The organism is Marinobacter salarius, assembly GCF_032922745.1.
GTDB lineage: Bacteria > Pseudomonadota > Gammaproteobacteria > Pseudomonadales > Oleiphilaceae > Marinobacter.
The window spans coordinates 912,058-929,147 of record NZ_CP136693.1 but is presented as its reverse complement, the minus strand read 5'-3'; the positions used below and the strand labels follow the sequence as shown (position 1 = coordinate 929,147).

The 17,090-nt window shown below is 52.6% G+C and carries 14 protein-coding genes and 1 pseudogene; all 15 read right to left on the bottom strand.

Annotated elements, in window-relative coordinates; translation table 11 throughout:
* Positions 1 to 6: 6 nt before the first annotated feature.
* Positions 7 to 1,467 (bottom strand): 2-hydroxymuconic semialdehyde dehydrogenase, encoded by a 1,461-nt coding sequence (locus R1T46_RS04265; protein ID WP_202348806.1) that lies wholly within the window; start codon positions 1,465 to 1,467, stop codon positions 7 to 9.
* A 185-nt stretch (positions 1,468 to 1,652) separates the two neighbouring features.
* A pseudogene (locus R1T46_RS04260) lies at positions 1,653 to 1,916 on the bottom strand (catechol 2,3-dioxygenase); the annotation flags it as partial.
* Positions 1,917 to 1,934: 18 nt separating this feature from the next.
* Positions 1,935 to 2,996: a phenol 2-monooxygenase domain-containing protein gene (locus R1T46_RS04255; protein WP_317307447.1), complete on the bottom strand. Its 1,062-nt coding sequence runs from the start codon at positions 2,994 to 2,996 to the stop codon at positions 1,935 to 1,937.
* Between the two features lie 15 nt (positions 2,997 to 3,011).
* Positions 3,012 to 3,389, bottom strand: a complete 378-nt coding sequence (locus R1T46_RS04250; protein WP_317307446.1) for a phenol hydroxylase subunit P4 — start codon at positions 3,387 to 3,389, stop codon at positions 3,012 to 3,014.
* 41 nt (positions 3,390 to 3,430) lie between these two features.
* Positions 3,431 to 4,948 (bottom strand): YHS domain-containing protein, encoded by a 1,518-nt coding sequence (locus R1T46_RS04245; RefSeq protein WP_317307445.1) that lies wholly within the window; start codon positions 4,946 to 4,948, stop codon positions 3,431 to 3,433.
* A 16-nt stretch (positions 4,949 to 4,964) separates the two neighbouring features.
* Positions 4,965 to 5,231 carry an MmoB/DmpM family protein gene (locus R1T46_RS04240; protein WP_202348810.1) on the bottom strand — a complete coding sequence of 89 codons (267 nt, stop codon included), beginning with the start codon at positions 5,229 to 5,231 and terminating at the stop codon, positions 4,965 to 4,967.
* A 9-nt stretch (positions 5,232 to 5,240) separates the two neighbouring features.
* Complete coding sequence (locus R1T46_RS04235; RefSeq protein WP_317307444.1) at positions 5,241 to 6,233, bottom strand: aromatic/alkene monooxygenase hydroxylase subunit beta; 993 nt, start codon at positions 6,231 to 6,233, stop codon at positions 5,241 to 5,243.
* 46 nt (positions 6,234 to 6,279) lie between these two features.
* The gene (locus R1T46_RS04230; RefSeq protein WP_317307443.1) at positions 6,280 to 6,567 is read right to left on the bottom strand and encodes a phenol hydroxylase subunit; all 288 of its coding nucleotides are present in this window, start codon (positions 6,565 to 6,567) and stop codon (positions 6,280 to 6,282) included.
* Between the two features lie 565 nt (positions 6,568 to 7,132).
* Entirely contained in the window at positions 7,133 to 8,794 is a 1,662-nt protein-coding gene (locus tag R1T46_RS04225) for a sigma 54-interacting transcriptional regulator (protein WP_317307442.1), read from the bottom strand.
* 138 nt (positions 8,795 to 8,932) lie between these two features.
* Positions 8,933 to 11,329, bottom strand: a complete 2,397-nt coding sequence (locus R1T46_RS04220; protein WP_317308258.1) for an efflux RND transporter permease subunit — start codon at positions 11,327 to 11,329, stop codon at positions 8,933 to 8,935.
* Positions 11,330 to 11,339: 10 nt separating this feature from the next.
* Positions 11,340 to 12,440 carry a YCF48-related protein gene (locus tag R1T46_RS04215; protein ID WP_317307441.1) on the bottom strand — a complete coding sequence of 367 codons (1,101 nt, stop codon included), beginning with the start codon at positions 12,438 to 12,440 and terminating at the stop codon, positions 11,340 to 11,342.
* Between the two features lie 80 nt (positions 12,441 to 12,520).
* Positions 12,521 to 13,873 (bottom strand): DUF1329 domain-containing protein, encoded by a 1,353-nt coding sequence (locus tag R1T46_RS04210; RefSeq protein WP_317307440.1) that lies wholly within the window; start codon positions 13,871 to 13,873, stop codon positions 12,521 to 12,523.
* Between the two features lie 36 nt (positions 13,874 to 13,909).
* Positions 13,910 to 15,598, bottom strand: a complete 1,689-nt coding sequence (locus tag R1T46_RS04205) for a DUF1302 domain-containing protein (RefSeq protein ID WP_317307439.1) — start codon at positions 15,596 to 15,598, stop codon at positions 13,910 to 13,912.
* A 232-nt stretch (positions 15,599 to 15,830) separates the two neighbouring features.
* Positions 15,831 to 16,607, bottom strand: coding sequence for a methyl-accepting chemotaxis protein (locus R1T46_RS04200; protein WP_317307438.1), 777 nt, complete (start codon positions 16,605 to 16,607; stop codon positions 15,831 to 15,833).
* A 10-nt stretch (positions 16,608 to 16,617) separates the two neighbouring features.
* A complete protein-coding gene (locus tag R1T46_RS04195; RefSeq protein WP_317307437.1) occupies positions 16,618 to 17,085 on the bottom strand; it encodes a heme-binding protein in 468 nt (155 codons plus the stop codon).
* Positions 17,086 to 17,090: the final 5 nt, after the last annotated feature.

Genomic DNA, 17,090 nt, shown 5'->3' with positions numbered 1-17,090 from the left:
TCAGCCTCACATTTTGATGCAAACGTTGCGCATCTCGGTGTAGAACTCCAGGGAGTGCACACCACCTTCACGACCGATGCCCGAAGTTTTGGCACCTCCAAAGGCGGTTCTCAGATCCCGGAGGAACCAGCTATTAACCCAAGTAATCCCAACATCGACTTTGGCCGCAACGCGGTGCGCGCGTGTGAGGTTGTCAGTCCAGATCGTGGTGGATAGTCCGTAATCGGAAGCATTAGCTAACTCGATGACTTCCTCTTCGGTGTCAAAGGGTCGGATATGACAGCAAGGGCCGAAGATCTCTTCCTGAATTACAGCGGACGACTCCTGAAGATCCGTCCAGATCGTCGGTTGAACCCAGGCACCTTCGGCAAGCTCACCTGGCATTTCCGGAACACCACCACCAGTTACAATCGTGGCTCCATCTTCTTTGGCCTTGGCGTAATAGGATAAAACCTTCTGCCGATGCTCCTGACTGATCAGCGGCCCGTAATTCACACCATTGTCGGTGGGTCGGCCAAACTTGACGTTTTCAACCTTATCTTTGAGGGCGGCTACGAAACGGTCAAAAATTGGACGCTCGACATAGACCCGCTCAGTCCCAAGACATACCTGACCGGTATTGAGGAATGCCGACCGGAAAATGCCGTCAATTGCCTTATCAAAATCACAGTCGGCGAACACGATTCCGGCATTTTTACCACCCATCTCAAACGACACGTCCCGAATGCCATCCGATGCGGCCTTCATGATCGCCGAACCGGTTCGTGTTTCGCCGGTGAAGGTGATGGCATCAACATCCTTGTGGCGGGTCAGAAACTCCCCGGCGGAGTCTGGACCAAATCCGTTAATGACGTTGTAGACGCCTTTGGGGATGCCTACCTTGTTCATTACCTCACCCAGCAGGGTTGCAGTCAGAGGAGATTCTTCCGAAGGCTTAACCACCACGGTATTTCCACATGCCAGGGCGGGACCCACTTTCCAGGTCATCAGCAGGAATGGGGCGTTCCAGGGCGCCACTACGCCAATCACCCCCTTGGGAACGCGAACACCATAGTTCAGGGCACCACGACCGTCCGGAGTGTCCATGTGAAAACTCTCAGTCGGGACATTCTTTATAATGTCCGCGAAAACCTTGAAGTTTGCGGCGCCGCGCGGGATAAATACGTGGCTCATAACATGTTCGGGCTGCCCTGTGTCTGCCATCTCGGCGTCGACAAAATCGTCGAAGCGACGAGTGATTTCATCGGCCACCTGGTAAAGCAGATCCACCCGTTCATTTGTGGCCAACTTGCCCCACTCTCCTGTCAGTGCATGCTTTGCCGCAGTTACAGCCTGATCCACCTCTGGCTGCCCGGCCTCCGCAATCGATGCTATGACTCGGTTGTCGACAGGGGACCGCTTTTCAAACCGCCTGCCAACGCTAGAAGCGACAAATTCGCCGTTTATGAAGTTATCTATCTGGCGCATATTGATTCCTGCTTGTTCTGTTTCAGAGGAGCTGGTCTTCAGCGTCCTTGATAGCGGGTTATTCCAACCTATTTTGAGTGTAGGATTCCGAATCTATACCGTCTAATACCATTTAAACAGTCAGCTATTACCTTTTAGGTATGCATTGTACGACACCCTCTCCGGTATGGAAGATGCCCTCGGCGTCAGCTGACCACGGTCAAGAAAGTTTCGTGTAGTTTCCGCTGAGGATAATCGAGCCCCTGGCCGAAATTATCGAAGGTCCACGTCAGAGGTTCGTAATCGGGATAAGGCTGATATCCACCCATAAAGGTTTCAAATCGGCTTCCCGACGGATCCCAAGCGTAGATTGTGCAGCCTCGCGTGACCCCATGACGAGTCGGCCCGATGTCCACGGGCACTGAGTTCATCGACATTATGTCTCCGGCTCGCAGTACCCGCTCCCAACTTCATTATTATGTTTGTGTTCAGATAGATTTGAATAAAGGGCTCCGAACCTGCTGGGCATCCGCCGCGGAGATGAATTTCTCGGTGTAAATGTCGCGCTCAAACAGACGCCCCTGCATTAATGCGGAGATACAGGAATCGATCATTCTTGGCGGACCACAAAGATATGCTTTGTTACCGCTGAAATCGTTGCCAAAGTGCTCTCTGGCCGCGTCGTGCACGTAACCGCGGAACCCTTCCCAAGATGAGGCCTCAGGCTCGTCGGACAGGGCCGGCACATAGGTAAAATTCTCATGCTGCCTTGCCAATTCGAGAAACTCATCGTGGTAATAGAGCTCCTCTTGCGAGCGCTGGCCGTAAACGAGGGTGATGGGTAGATCAAACCCTTCATCCAGGAGATCAAGAATCATCGACCTTGGGCTGGAAAGGCCAGAGCCACCGGCCATGAAGATCACTGGAACCTGCGCAGATTTCTTCACAAAGAACCTTCCGTAAGGCCCGCTCAAGGTCAGCACGTCACCTTCTTGGAGCTCTTCATGGATGTAAGTTGTACCCTTGCCGCCCTGAACAATCCTTACATTAAGTTCAATCTCGCCAGACTCAGACGGGGCGTTGGCAATTGAAAACGCTCGATGTCCGATTCCATCGGGCAATTCCAGGTTGATATACTGGCCCGCTTGGAATGCCACCTCCTCACCGGACTCAGGCCTCAGCCAAACGCCCTTAATGGTAGGAGTAAGGTCCTCTATCCGAGAAACCACACATTGGTAATCTCTAACCGGCAAATTCTGCGCATCCGGATCTTCTTCAATCTCTGCCTCAATCACAAGATCACTCTCGGCAGTGGCACAGCAGGCCAGACACTTCTGCTCTTCGCGCTCGAAGTCCATCAGAGCAAAGTCGGAGACCTCTCCGTGCTCCACTTCACCGTCAACCACCTGTACTTTGCAGGTCGCACACAGTCCGTGGCAGCAGGCATGGGGCAGGTAGATGCCTGCTCGTAGAGCGGCGTCGAGTATGGTCTGGCCATCCTCGATCTCGACGGTTTGGCCTAATGGTTCAATGGTCAGCTCGTAACTCATGGCACCCTCCGGATATTAACCACAGACTGTGTTCAGCGAAGGCGTTTTGAAACGCAGCAGCGACTTATGACCAACGCCATTGGCCGCAAGACTGGCATCCCAGTCCGGTGTCCAGGGTTCATTGCCCTTGAGCCATGTGACCGAGTCCCAGTCAATTTTTTCGGCATCCGGATCAGCGCTCAGCAACGGAGCCAGGTTGTTCTGAACCAAGTCACGGAACACGGTTTCTGGCGTTGGACATAAAAGGAAGGCAGAGGCAAACAGCAGATGATTATCCCAGCCGACATAAACCAGCTGATTGCCGTTAAAGTTCTCGACGCGATCACGCGCAACACCGATATATTCTTTTCTGGAAACAACTGACATTTTGCAGCTCCTTGTTTTTGTTCTCACCGCTGGCCACCCCAGATACCCGGACCGGCCAGCACTCAGTTTCAGTTAGAAGTCGTCATCTCACGCCACTTCTGGAAACTTGTTTGGTCATGCGATCCTTTGTAATCGCCATTATCCGAACCGTTTTCCAGACTGACCCACTTCATCCAGGCCTCCAGATCGCCATTGATCGGGTCCTGGAACAGGGCCGGCATTGGCAGCCAAGCCTGGATGTACTTCTCCGGCTCTTCTTTGAAAATGTCACAGCAGTGATCGGAGCAGAACTGGTAGGTTTCCCCTCTGTATTCTGTCTCCCGGTGACACAAAGTGGTGGGGTCTCCGGGCTCTGTGAATACCGTTGGCAACTGGCAGATTTGACACAACTTCGCCAAACCAAAGTTGTTGAACGGGGTCCCGGCCTCGTCCATTTTCTTAATGTGTTCCCAACGGGGACGGTAGTACTTGTCAAAAGTGTCCGGGTACTTTTTGGAGAGCCAGTCCATATCCTCATTACTGGGAATCCAGGTATGGAAAGCGGTACCAAAGTTCCACTGGTAGAGTGCCAGCATGAACTGGTGGGACATGTGATCAACCGCCTCACCGGCGTCCTTCCAGCCTTTGGGCGGGCGGATGCCGTAGCGGGCAAGATCGTTGAACAGGGCTCCGCCATTTTCTTCACCATAGATGTCCCAGGCTTCCCGCCAGGACATGACCCGCTTCGGCAGCATATAGTCCATCATGGTGCTTACCAGACCAAGAACCCGGAAGCCCCGCCAGAACCACTTGTCGATCCACTTCTGAATAATGGCGACGTTGTCCGGATCCTGCTCAAGCATGAACTTGATACACTCCAGGCCGAGAGTCATGTGACGGGCCTCATCCGACTGGGCGGAAAAGCCGAAGGTCACAGTCGACATGTCTCCGTTGTAGGCCGCACCGGACATGAAGGGGACAAACAACAGGTTGGTGAGCACGTACTCGAACGAGAAGCCGATGGCGATCATGAACTCAAACGGCCCGGCAGACATGGCATCGTCGAAGAATGACCGTGCTACCGAGGTGTACCAGATGCGATCGCGCTGATCCGCAAATGCGTGGAAGCCACTGTAGAACTTGTTGTAGTTCGACATGGCATGGACCTGTGTCTGCGCATGGCGGATCTCGTCGATAGCCTGCATCTGGCAAGCAACCTGAGGGCCAACGCCCGGAAATTCGCGGCCAGCACGCGCAAAGCCCTTATGAGAGGCATATTCAGCCGGGCTGATTGCCTGTAGGAAAATTTTCAGTGCCGAAAGATACCGGGCATCGGTAATCTTTAGGTGACCATTGTTCTGAGCAAAGGCATCAATGATGGCGTAAAACTTACGCTCTTTCTCGGCTTGGTACTTCCAGTAGGCGTCCATGGTCAGACGAAACGGGTCTTCCCATTTACTCCAATCGTGGACTTTTATCCCTTCATAAGTGGCATAGGGAAACAGGTCCTCTTTACTTTGGTAAGACGGTTCCCAGGCCAAATCCCGGGTCAGGTAGCTGTACTTCTCTTTGAGGCTCAATTTTTTCTTGTTTACTGGGGTATCCATAACTCTATCCTCGGCGTTATTTCCAGCTCAGGGTAAACGTGTCTTCATCTTCATTAAGATGACCAGACATGGTGATCAGGTTTACTTGCAACTCCTGCAAGTCGTACTCCCGCCCTATTTGATCTTCGATGGTTTCCCGGCGGATGATCAGCTCATCCGGTGCATCAATCTTCACCATCGCGGGCTCCTGGTGGACTGTTGCATTCGGGTTATCCAGTTCGATCGCCTCGATAATGGGGCGTGTCTCTTCGTTGGTTTGAAACGCAATAAAAACGGTGGACATGACCTCTCCTTACAAAGCGATACCGGTTTTGGTGATGCGGACTCGGAAGGCGTCCAATTCTTCGGACACCATCTCATCCACGCGCTCATCCAGAACCGAATTAACAATCGGAAGCAATGCGGACACAGCTCTGTCGCTCCAATGGTTGACCCACTCGGTTAAAACCTGTGCATTCTCCGGGGATTCCGCGGCGGCAACTTTCAGCACCCCAGTGGTCCACTTTTTCGATTCGGTGAACCAGTTGGTCATGAACTGGGTCAGCATGGCCACGGCCTGACCACCCTGTGAAGCGAGGTAGTTATCCACTAGGCGCTCATAAACGATCGGGTACAGCAACCCATCCAGAACCACGTTCTGCGCGACAAACACCTCGAACGGATCGCGGATTGCCATGGTGTCCTCGACGTAGCGACGCAGCGATTGCCAGTTGCTGTCGTTCATCCAGGTGTCCTTGCCCTGCTCCAGGGCATCTGTACCGCCCAGCAGCAAACCAATGCGTGAGAGGTACTGCGAAATACCTAGATTATCCATCGCGTGGTACATGCAAGGCTGAGTGAACACGACACCAAAGCCATAGCCACAAACTAGGGTGTTGTTCTGATTTGCCCCCCAGGCAGCGTGACGAAGCGGCACCAGAAGGTTCAGCGCCTTGTCTTTGATATCCTCAGGAAGCATGTCCTGAAGGCCCCGCGCTTCCACGAAAGCAAAATTGGCCTCCATGTTTTCCTGCTGACGGGAGCGGGCAAGCGTGTAAGTGCTGTAGTAGAACTGCCTAGGGTCTTTGAGGTCATACCAGTCTTTCATCCGAATACGGGAAAGATTGGGGTCATAGAGCTCTTGTTCAGGATCCCAGGTCGGGCGATAGTGGAGATTCTCCGCCGCCTGAATATCGTAACTACCCTCCTGGTAACGCGACGCTGGTTTATCCCCGAACCTGCGGGCCAGGTGGTCAAAGGTCTTTCTGACCGGTTCAATATTGACGGTTCTCAGGTCAATCTGCATTTTTTGTTATCCTCCGCTGTTTTGATGTCATGAGAGTGATCAGGCACTACTTGAAGCGCTTGCCGGTGGCATCCCGAAGGTTCCAGGCAAAGTCCGCCATTCGGTCTTCTGGTCCTGAATCCTCAGCAGGACCCATGGTCTGCACCTGGTTCATTTCACAGAATTCCTCAAACGCGGGTCGTGAAAGGATCATTTCGACAAATAGCTCTGGCTCGCCCATGGCAAAATCGAACTCGACGAAACCACCCGAGCGCTCGCCGGTGATCCGGACATAACGGCGCTCGGTATCCAACTGGGCTGGCGTGATATCTGCCGGATAACTGTCTTCTGTCATTTGCTGCACCTCAACCTCTGGCACTGGGCCAGTTCGTTTGGTGACATCACGGGCCCTGACGTACAGGGCGGGGAATTTTGATGTCATCTTGTTTTTGTTTATTGCTGTCGGGCCTTGAATGGCCCCGACTCAGGCCATCACACAAAGTGTGCCTTCCACCTTGCAAATGCACCGCTCGTGCCAAGTATTCAAGGCACTGTTTTTTATGGATTTATTACGTACTCCAGGAAGGTGAGCGTTTGTCTTGCCTTACGTTCTCGAACAACTTGCAAGTCTGCCTTACAAATTTGAACAGCCGGATCCGTGCGGAGCGGTTAGGCCAATACTCTACGGTCGAATCAACCCAAAAAGCGGCAACAGGTCTGCCAAACCCGGCATTTTCAGACATAGGAATATTTCGGTGCCTCAACGCAATAGCACCTGTTACAGATTGGAGTGAATCCAAAGAAAAAAGCAGAATGCGGAGGATCAGGAGGAACGGAATATTTAAACGCAAGATGTGCCCAGAAAGCTCCTGTCTGACTTTCGAGCCAACACCCGGGGCCTCTAGCTCTCCGGGGCTTTCTCAGGGCTGTTTTTTTAATCGGTAGGCCAGCTGCCGTCGGGATACGCCAAGCAGCTTCGCTGCGTGGGTAAGATTGCCACCTGCTTTATGAACTGCCATTTCCATCAACATCAGTTCGTGCCGCCCAAGATCAAATCCGTTTTCCAGAAGATTCTCAGCGAGACGCACCTCCTGTTCCGAGGCCTGACTACTGACGATCCCTTCTTGACCTACGGCCACCTCATCATGGGACTCAAGTCCGGAACCGAAGACATGTTCAAACTCTATAAACCCGCCGTTAGGAACCAGGAGAACACCTCGCTCAATCAGGTTTTCAAGCTCACGAACATTTCCTGGCCAGTCATATTCCATAAGACCATGAGCCGCCTTGTCAGAAAGGCCTTTGACCGTCTTGGAGTATACCGGAGCGTATTTCGCGATCATCGCGTCGGCCAACAAAGGAATGTCGGATTTTCGATCTCTTAACGGGGGTATCTTTACCGGGTAAGTCGACAAGCGATAATAAAGATCAGATCGGAACTTGCCCGAAGCGATGGCCTCCTGAAGGTTAACGTTAGTTGCGGCGACAAGTCGTACATCGACTTTGATTGTTTTGTCGTCGCCTAACCGTTCGACTTCTCCAGTCTGGATGGCCCGTAGCAACTTCACTTGAGCGGATGGCGACAGATCGCCAACTTCGTCTAGAAATAAGGTTCCGCCGTCAGCGCGTTCGAACCGGCCTCGGCGTGATTCCTCCGCTCCAGTAAACGCCCCTTTTCGGACCCCGAATAATTCTGATTCGATCAAATCATGGGGAATGGCGGAACAATTAACAGCAACAAAAGGATTTTCAGCCCGGCTACTGTGCTTGTGCAGCCAGTGCGCAAAAACTTCTTTCCCGACACCGGTTTCACCCAGCAGAAGCACATTAATCGGGCTGTCCGCAGCACGTTCCAGAAGGTTGAAGGCGTTCCTGAACGCCTGGGACTCGCCAACAAGATCACCTCTACCGCGCTGGTGGCATAAAGTCTCTCGTAGCGACGACACTTCGTCCTGGAGCTCTCGGATTTCGCGATCGATATTGTCGGGCTTGAACAGCTTGACGTATTCCTGATCTTCCCACTCTTCAGCAGGCTTGCCGACAATCGAACATTTATCATCACCGCAACACAAGCACTGTTCTTCCCGAAAAACAACAAACCGGTTAAAGAACCGTGTTACGTAACCTGATGCGTAACCGGCAAGCGTCCAGCATGCGGCTTCATCGCCTACGCCAAACGCTTGGATGTGAGACTCCGCCTCCCATGAACCCTGCCAATCGACTGCTCCCAAAAAGGATCCGCGCTCCCAGTCGATTTCCGCCTCGGTGATGGTAGCCTTGACCAGCCCCTCAAAGGCATGTAGCTGTGGTCCAATCTGGAACACATCGTACGGTTCGCCAGAGCCGGTAAGCTTCCTAGCTAATTCAGCGTCTCGCTGTCCAGATTCAAACCCCATTCTTAATAGCAGCGCCTTCGCACGCTGTATGCCCAGCGACTGAATCAGTTCTTTTCGCAGGGCACCCAATGCCGACGCATGTAGCAGTAACATGCGATTCTCATCCAGCCAGATGTTGCCTTCTTCAATATTGAACCGAAGGTGGGACCGGAGGTTGAACTGCTCCATGAGTTTTTGCGCTGGCATGGTATCCCCTGGGAACTCAAGCATTCATCCTCGCCACCTTCCCTGTCTCCTCACGGACCCGGCGGGGCTTGTTTTATTCTAATAGTCGACCGACCTCCCTTCAGCCTTTCGAAACAAAGCCAATGTATACTGGCAATTTCAGCTTGTCATCGCTTTCACTCTCGGCACCAACAAAAAGCGGGCAAGAGCGGGCAGCAGTATCAATGCACCCAACATATTCCAGATAAACATAAAGGCCAGTAGGAATCCCATGTCTGCCTGGAACTTGATAGGAGAGAACGCCCAGGTAAGCACCGCCACACCGAGGGTTACACCCGTGAGAATTACCACCTTGCCGGTAAACAGTAGGGCGCCGAAGTAGGCTTCAGACAATGACTCACCTGCTTTGAGCCTTGCCAATGTAACCGAAAGGATATACAAAGCATAATCGACACCAATGCCCACACCTAGGGCTATTACCGGCAACGTAGCGACTTTGATCCCGATATCCATCCATACCATCAGCGCCTGACACAGTGCCGAAGTAATCATCAGGGGAACGACGGCGCAGACCACCGCGCGCCAGGAACGGAAAGTAACAAGTGCCAACAGAATAACCGCAGCGTAGACCAATACCAGCATCTGTAGATTGGCTTTTTCAACCACAATGTTGGTGGCCGCTTCTATTCCCGCATTACCCGCTGCATTGAGAAACTGGATTTTGTCCGTGCTGTAATTCTTCGAGAACGCTTCGGTTACCTCCACCACGCCATTCAGGGTATCGGCCTTATGATCCTTGAGGTATGCGAACACAGTCAGCAAATCGCATTCCTGGTTGAACATCTCCCTCGGGGCCCGGGTAACGATGGCGTTCAGCATGCCCTGAGACTTCGGAATACCCCACCATTTCATGCTGCCCTCGTTCATCCCAACATTAGCGACCTTGGCGAGCCCGGCCAGCGACTGGGTGGATTCAACGCCTGGAAGCTGCTTCAGCTGACGCTCAAGCGCATCGACGACCCTGAGAGTGTCGTAATGAGCACATGCATACTGTTCTGTCTTGACCATAACAACATACACATCACTGCTGGCCGCATAGTTGGTAACCATGAACTTGTTATCAAGGTTGTATTGTGAATTGGCCCGAAATTCCGGCGCTCCCACGCCGGTGTCGCCTATCTTCACCTTGGATCCAACGAACAGCCCCATACCTCCAAGCAACACGAACACCAATATGGTCACCCCGGCCACTCTCCGCTCAGTAAACCTGTCCAAGAACGCCCAGACTGGGTGCTTGGAGTGGTCCTTGTCGTTCAGGTTTGCAAGATCCGCCTGAACGCTCCGTGCCGCGGCATTCGTATTCACACCGGTATAGGAGAGTAGGATCGGCAAAAGAATAAGGTTCGTAAATATAAGTGCAGCTACGCCAATACTCGCGGTAACCGCCAGGTCCTGGATAACCGGGATATCAATAACCATCAGAACCGCGAAGCCAACAGCATCAGATACCAGCGCCGTAAGTCCCGCAATAAACAGGCGCCTGAAGGTATGCCTGGCTGCCACCAGACGGTGCGTGCCACGACCGATGTCTTGCATGATGCCATTCATTTTTTGGGCGCCATGACTCATGCCAATCGCGAACACGAGGAAGGGGACCAGAATGGAGTAGGGATCCAGACCAAAGCCCAAGACACTGAGCAAGCCCAACAGCCACACGACTGCCACCATAGAGCAGCCAACGACCAGAAACGTACTGCGCAAGCATCGGGTATAGAAAAACAGTACCAAAGTGCATATGGCGATCGTCAGGGCGAGAAAGATCAGGACCTGTTTCATGCCGCTGATAAGGTCGCCAGTCACCTTGGCGAAGCCGGTGATATGTATGTTTACTCCTTGTGCCTCGTACCTATCTCTAAACTCCTCTAACTGTTGGCCAAGCTCGTGATAATCGATTGTCTCCCCGGTGACCACATTGGTTTCCTGAAGGGGCACGAAAATAACTGAGGATCGGTAGTCCTCTGCGACCAGCTGTCCAATCTCGCCCGAGCGCTCAACATTCTGGCGGACCTGATCAATACTTTCGGCCGTTCCATTATAAGCAGAAGGTATTACAGGCCCCCCATCAAGCCCCACTTCCGTTACACCAGACCAGCGTACGGCGGGCGCCCACAGATGCTTCATATACGGCCGATCGACGCCGGGGAGGAGAAAGACTTCCTCACTCAGTTTCCGTAGAGTTTCGAGGTAGTCCTTTTCAAAGATCGTTCCCTCTGGCGCCTCAACTGCGATTCGCAAAGAGTTTTCACTACCGGCCAACTCACTGCGGTTTTCCAGATAGTTCACTATGAAGGGATGATTCGTTGGAATCATTTTCTGGAAAGCTGCATTCATAGTGAGGTCGCGGGCTTGAAAGGCCAGAAACACGGTAATTGCCAGACACATTAAAACAACCAGCATCCGGTTATTGAAAAGCAGTCTCTCAACAACAGTGCCAGAGCGAGTGTCAAAATCTTCAAGCCGACAAATGATGTCGGTACTAGCCTTGTCGGCGGGCATATTCATGAGTCTATTTGAGCTCCGTGTTATCAAGTTCCAGACGCTTGAGTCCTCTGGCAGTAGACATCACCAAATCACCGCCAGAACTTAATATCAGATCGGTAATAGCAGCATCCGAGGCTTGAGCCATCTCTCGAAACTGTTCGCTCTCAGGAGATTTGAGAAACAAACGACCTGTCACATCCCCAAGAACGATTCCTTTGGGGGTTACAACTCCGGCACTGAATGATGCCTGGGAGCCTGAAGGAATCCTCGACCAAACTCCCCTGTCACCAATCCACACAGTCCCCCGCAACCCAAAGAGAATGACCTGTCCATTCGCAGAGCTGATACCGCCAAAGAAAGTGCCCTGATAATCAATGGGCAATGCCTCAAATCCGTCAGATCCACTAACGGAACCGGAAGTCAGCCCTCGCTCCCCAACGATGAAGGATTTGTTTCCCGGAGCAGTTACGTATTGATAGAGGTGATAGGAGTTCGGGTTAGCTGTTTCCGAAAACGCAGATTCCCAGGTTTGGCCGGCATCTCTGCTGTGGAGAGCAATGCCATAAGCTCCCAGCAGCCAACCCTCTCGCCCCGTTTCCGAAAAATGGACATCCAGAATCGGCTCGTCTCCAGTCAAATAGCTGGCGTTTCGCTTCAAAGCAGTGATTCCGGGCTCCGTCTCTGGCAACGTCTGAAGCGCCTTCTGGATGGTCGCCGCAACCTCCTGGCCAGTCATTGTTTTTTCCCATTGCTGTCCAGCAGTGTCCGTGCGCAACACCACGCCCGAGTGACCCACGGCCCAGCCTTCTGTATCAGAAACGAACTCTACATCCGTTAGTGTCACGCTTACCGGAACACGTTGGGCCTGATTCCAGCTTTGCCCGTTGTCATCAGACAGCAGGACGATGCCCTGCTCTCCGACAGAGACCAATCTGTCTCCTGCTCTGGCAACAGCCAGCTGAACAGAGTGCTCAGCATTTTTGACGTGAATCGCAGGCATTTCTGTCAGATCAGGTAATACCTCTTTGATATCCTGTGCTGAGAGATGAAGAGGAGCGCCCGCCAGCAACAGTGCTGCCAACACCGATAACCGGGCACGCGCAATCAGTGAACTTATTGTCTTCATTGTTATTTCACCTGATATCAACTACAGACAATACGCAGCATTGATTCAGGCGCCCAAATGCGGGCGCCTGCATCGTTGACTCAGCGCATGGCTTCAGCGGCAACGGCGTCGCCCGTAAAGTGGGTTTCGGGTTTGGTTGGCACAACATCCAGGTACTCTTCCTGCAATGCCTGAATAATGCTCAGAGTGTTTGCTTGGAGGTTAAATACCAGTGTTGTTTTAAGCATCGTGGCCGGCACCGTTGGAACGACGAAAGGTGTTGTCATCGACGCTCGCCAGAGGTTGCCCTCAGAGTCGTAACCATCAACCAATGAAATCAGCCAAGTGTCCTCATCAAGAAAGTAAGTTCTCTTGGGAACGGCATGGCGCATACCTTCACGAACAGTGGCCTCGACTTCCCAGACACGATGACGCTCCCAGCGGACCTCCTCCGGATTGGCGTGATAATCCAGATACGCCTCCTCAAGACTCGCGCCAATGAAACCATTGTTGTTGTATGGGATAAGCATTTCTTGCTTACCTACAAGCTTCCAATCAAAGCGATCAAGCGCGCCAAAGAGACCCTGGACTTCATCGAAATAGTTAGCCCCTGAAGAAACGAAGTCTGGCGTATCGTAGGAAACGGTTGGTGCCTGCCGAACCCGCCGCTGTCCAACCAAGTATTGCCAGGCCTGCCTGGACTGGTCCTGATCAATGCTGTCCCGGATCACCAAAGATTCGCCCGCTTTAAAAGGGGGCGCCAGTGTGTTGAAACGGAACATGGCGTATTCACCACTCCAGCTTTCCGGTGTAACGCCCTCATAGAACTGCGGATACTGAAAGGAGATCTCATTCCGGGTTGCCAAGGTGTGAGAGCCATCGGAGTTGCCGACGATGTTCCTGAAGGTGTACTCGATCGATGGCGCCTCTGTCCTCAACAAGAAGTTCCACATGACTTCAACGCCGCGTTGCGGGATTGGAAAGGGGGTTCCGCCAGCACAACCTTCCAGGGAATAGCCTTCATCAACCGTTTCACAACGTGTTGCATTGGCGTAGGCGTTTTCATAAACCGACTGTGGATGGGCTCCAGTACGATGAGTCGGATAAACATTCAGATAAAAGGTATCCGGATACTTGTCCAGCAGTGCTTTAACGCCTTCGGAAAGCAAATGTTCGTACTCGGCCAAGTTTGATCTGGTGACTTTATAAAGCGGCTTCTCATCCTCAAAAATTTCTGCAGGAATATCGCCCATGTGACGCCCGGTAAGCGGTTCTGTGATACCCCCTGTCCATTCGGGAATACTTCCATCTTCATTGCCCGCACGCTCTGCTCCGACTGGAGTTAGCTCATTCTTGAGACTCTCCGCCTTTTCCGCAGAGACTGCCGAATATGCGCTTGTAGCACCTAACGCCAGGGTTGCTGCAATGACTTTTACAATGTTGTTTTTTTTCATGACAAGCTCCTCGTTACACCTGCGCGTAACTGATCATCAGAATGTGCGTTGAACAGAGAGAGAGATGAAATCTCGATCACCGTTAAAGTTCTCGTAGGAAAGCTCCGGCACAGCTGTGTCGTATTTGATAATCGAGCCAGCTGCTCCGTAGTAATGGGTGTAGCTCAGCCCGGCCTGCCAGGTTCTCTGGTAATCGGCCGTAATACCAAAGCTCAGGTTTCCACCGCGCTCAGACGGAAAGAGCGCACCGTTGACTGATGAACGGCCATCAACTCCATAGCTGGCACCAATGGGCGTTTTCAGATCTAGCCCAGGGGCAACTTGGAAGTACTCTGGGGTAAAAAGGAACTGGATAGCGGTCGCATCACGGGTGGCGCTGGGATCCAGCTGATCAGGGTTTTCTGAAATACTCAGCCGACGGTTGAACGCCATTTCGGCCAACAAAGAAGCACCATCCCAGAGCGCACTCTCGTTAAAAACATTGATCATCGAGAGATTGGCATGGAAGGTTTTACCAACCGGATAGGCAGGATTGTCACTATTATCCGCAGTCGTATTGCCCGGCAAAATTACGGTGTTTCCCGATGCAACCAATGGCATATCGTCACGAAATGAAACTTCTGCCGCGACGTTTGCCTCGCCAATAAGCGTGCTCACGCTGGCGCCTACCATTTTAATATCCTCCGCATAGGTGAGGAGGTAATCGCCAATACTACCCGGTTGGACGTTCACGCCAGGTCGAACATAGAACTGAGGCATCTTGTCGTGATATTGAGCCGCGTAGAAGCCGAGGTCGTAGTCGCCCACTTTTACTTTGATCTGGGCACCAAACTGGCCACTGTCGCTGGCCTCCTGATCACTCCCTCGAAATACTGATTGTCCGGGGCCTAGAATGATTGTCTCGCCACCTTCACCCGCAAAGTCGGCGAAACTGAAGTAGCTCCCGGAAGCCGGCAACCGGGTTTTTCGCCACTCAAACTGGTAATAAGCGCCTACAGAGACTTCAGGGCTTAGCTGTAGCTGGGCGGAGAACTGGTTTATTGGTCGCAGAATTTCCTGGAACCGGGAGTTAGGTACAGACAATGCTTTAACCAGATCCAACGAGGTCTGCCCGGCAGCCACGCCGTTAGATCCAAAGAACAGGCTTTCTCCGTAGAGCTGAGTAAACCGGCCAGCCTTAACGTTCAGACTTTTCCGACCGAGATAGAAGTTACCAAAAGCAAATGCATCGAGAAGCTCTGCGTCCCGCCCGTGAAGTTCTTCTGTCTCATCGGTGAACTCATCGGTATCCACGGATCGTGGGTTATAGAGGGCGCCGCCTAAAGCTCCTGGATTATCGTGTTCGGTGTTGTAAACGGAGTCATACCAAGCCGCGCCACTCAGTCGGAAACCATAACGACGCTTGTAGTTAAAGTTGAACTCTGACAGCAGGTCCAGTCGGTTTGATATCAAACCTTTATCGAAATTCAGATCGCCATCGTTGGTGTTCGCCTGAACGCCAATGCTGTTGTCAGCGACGTTTGGATCCTGATCTTCCACTCGCCAGGCGGCACTGTATTTGAGCGTATTATTCCAGCTCATACGTATGTCGCGATTACCACTGTCGATTGTCATCGCTTCTACGGGCCCACATAGCGCGATTAGTGCAATGGCAAACGATGGCCCTAGGCTGCGCGGGGCTCGGTGTGTTGTGCCAGTTGGCTGAAGGTTGTTTTTATCGACCATTTCATTCTCCTCGTATAAAGAGGTTTTGTTTTTGTGGTGTGACAGTCCTGAAAAAGCTGCCTCTATCTCCAAAGTTAATCGCCCATTAAATTACCTTCCAATACTATCAAATAGCCTTTTCCATACCTTTATAGTATGAGCTAGCCGAGCCATTCGCTTACCCTGAAAACCGGTATGGCAGATCGTTACAGGAAGAGTCAGGTACTGGACAACAGGGCTTCGCAAGCCTCTTCTACGGTTTGATAGGCAGGCCGAACACGAAGGGCCCCACCTCGCGCACGCGGGCAAACTCGCCCGCCTCCACACCGGCGAAAACCTCGTTTCGAATGCGTCGGTAATCGAACAAGGCAGCACGCAGAGCCTCGATAGCAACCACGGCAAAACCACGCCCAGCCTCACCAGCTCGGGCGGCTTCAATCGTTGCGTTCATGGCCAAAAGGTTGGTCTGAGTTGAAATCGTCTCAATAAGGGTCACGATACCACCAATGTGACTGAGTTGCTCCTGAACCTCCTGAAACTGCCGTTCTGATCTTTCAGCCGATGCCTTGAGGTGGGTGACCCGGTCCCGAACCTGAAGGACTTTTTGCTCGCCGCTTTCGGCGTTGGCACACACCCGGGACATCGCCCCGACACTGCCTTCCGCCAATTCGGCGATCCGCTGGATCTGTTCAGCAATTACTTCAAACGCGGCAATGTCTTTCTGAGCCCGCCAGGACTGACGATGACTGTGACCTACCACAGTAGTGAATCCCGATACGAGGGTTCCAGTGGACACAGTCAATTCCCGGGACAGCGTGTGAATGGCCCCGGCCGAACGGATTTTATCCTGAAGGATTTCCGCCAACTGGCTGACCATGTCTGGCAATGCCTGACCTTTCCCCGAATCTCCGGCAGCGAAATGCGCCAACAAATCATTCACCAGAGCCCGGGACTCTCGTTCCCGACGGTAGGCCCGAAAAGCTAGCAAAGAGACCGCGATTGTCACAGCGGACAGCACCAACGTTGACATACCCAATTCTCTATTCCGATTGCAGACTAGAATGGAAACCCTTAACGCTCTCGATTGCACCGGTCACGCAATCCAAGTCCTGGCTTTCCGTACCGCCGGAAACACCGATGCCACCGACCAGGGATCCCTCCCAGTACAACGGCAATCCGCCCCTAATCAGTGTGAAATCAGCACTGCGCCGTAGGCCATCCCGCACACGGGCAGCCTCCTCAGACAAAACCATTTCGACAGTCTCAGGATCAATACCCAGACCTGCGGCACATCGGGCCTTGCGCTGGGAAAGCTCGGAGGACACCAGAAAGGCTCCAGGCATACGGAGAAATCCCAGCAAAAGCCCCGACGAGTCATACACCGATACGGCAGCTTGAAAGCCCAATTGATCGGCTTGTGCAATAGCCGCATTAAGTAGGTCGATCACTGCGGTTTCAGTAAGTTTCAGGTGCGGCTGAACAAAAGAGTTTTGGATTGTTTGGTTCATGGCAG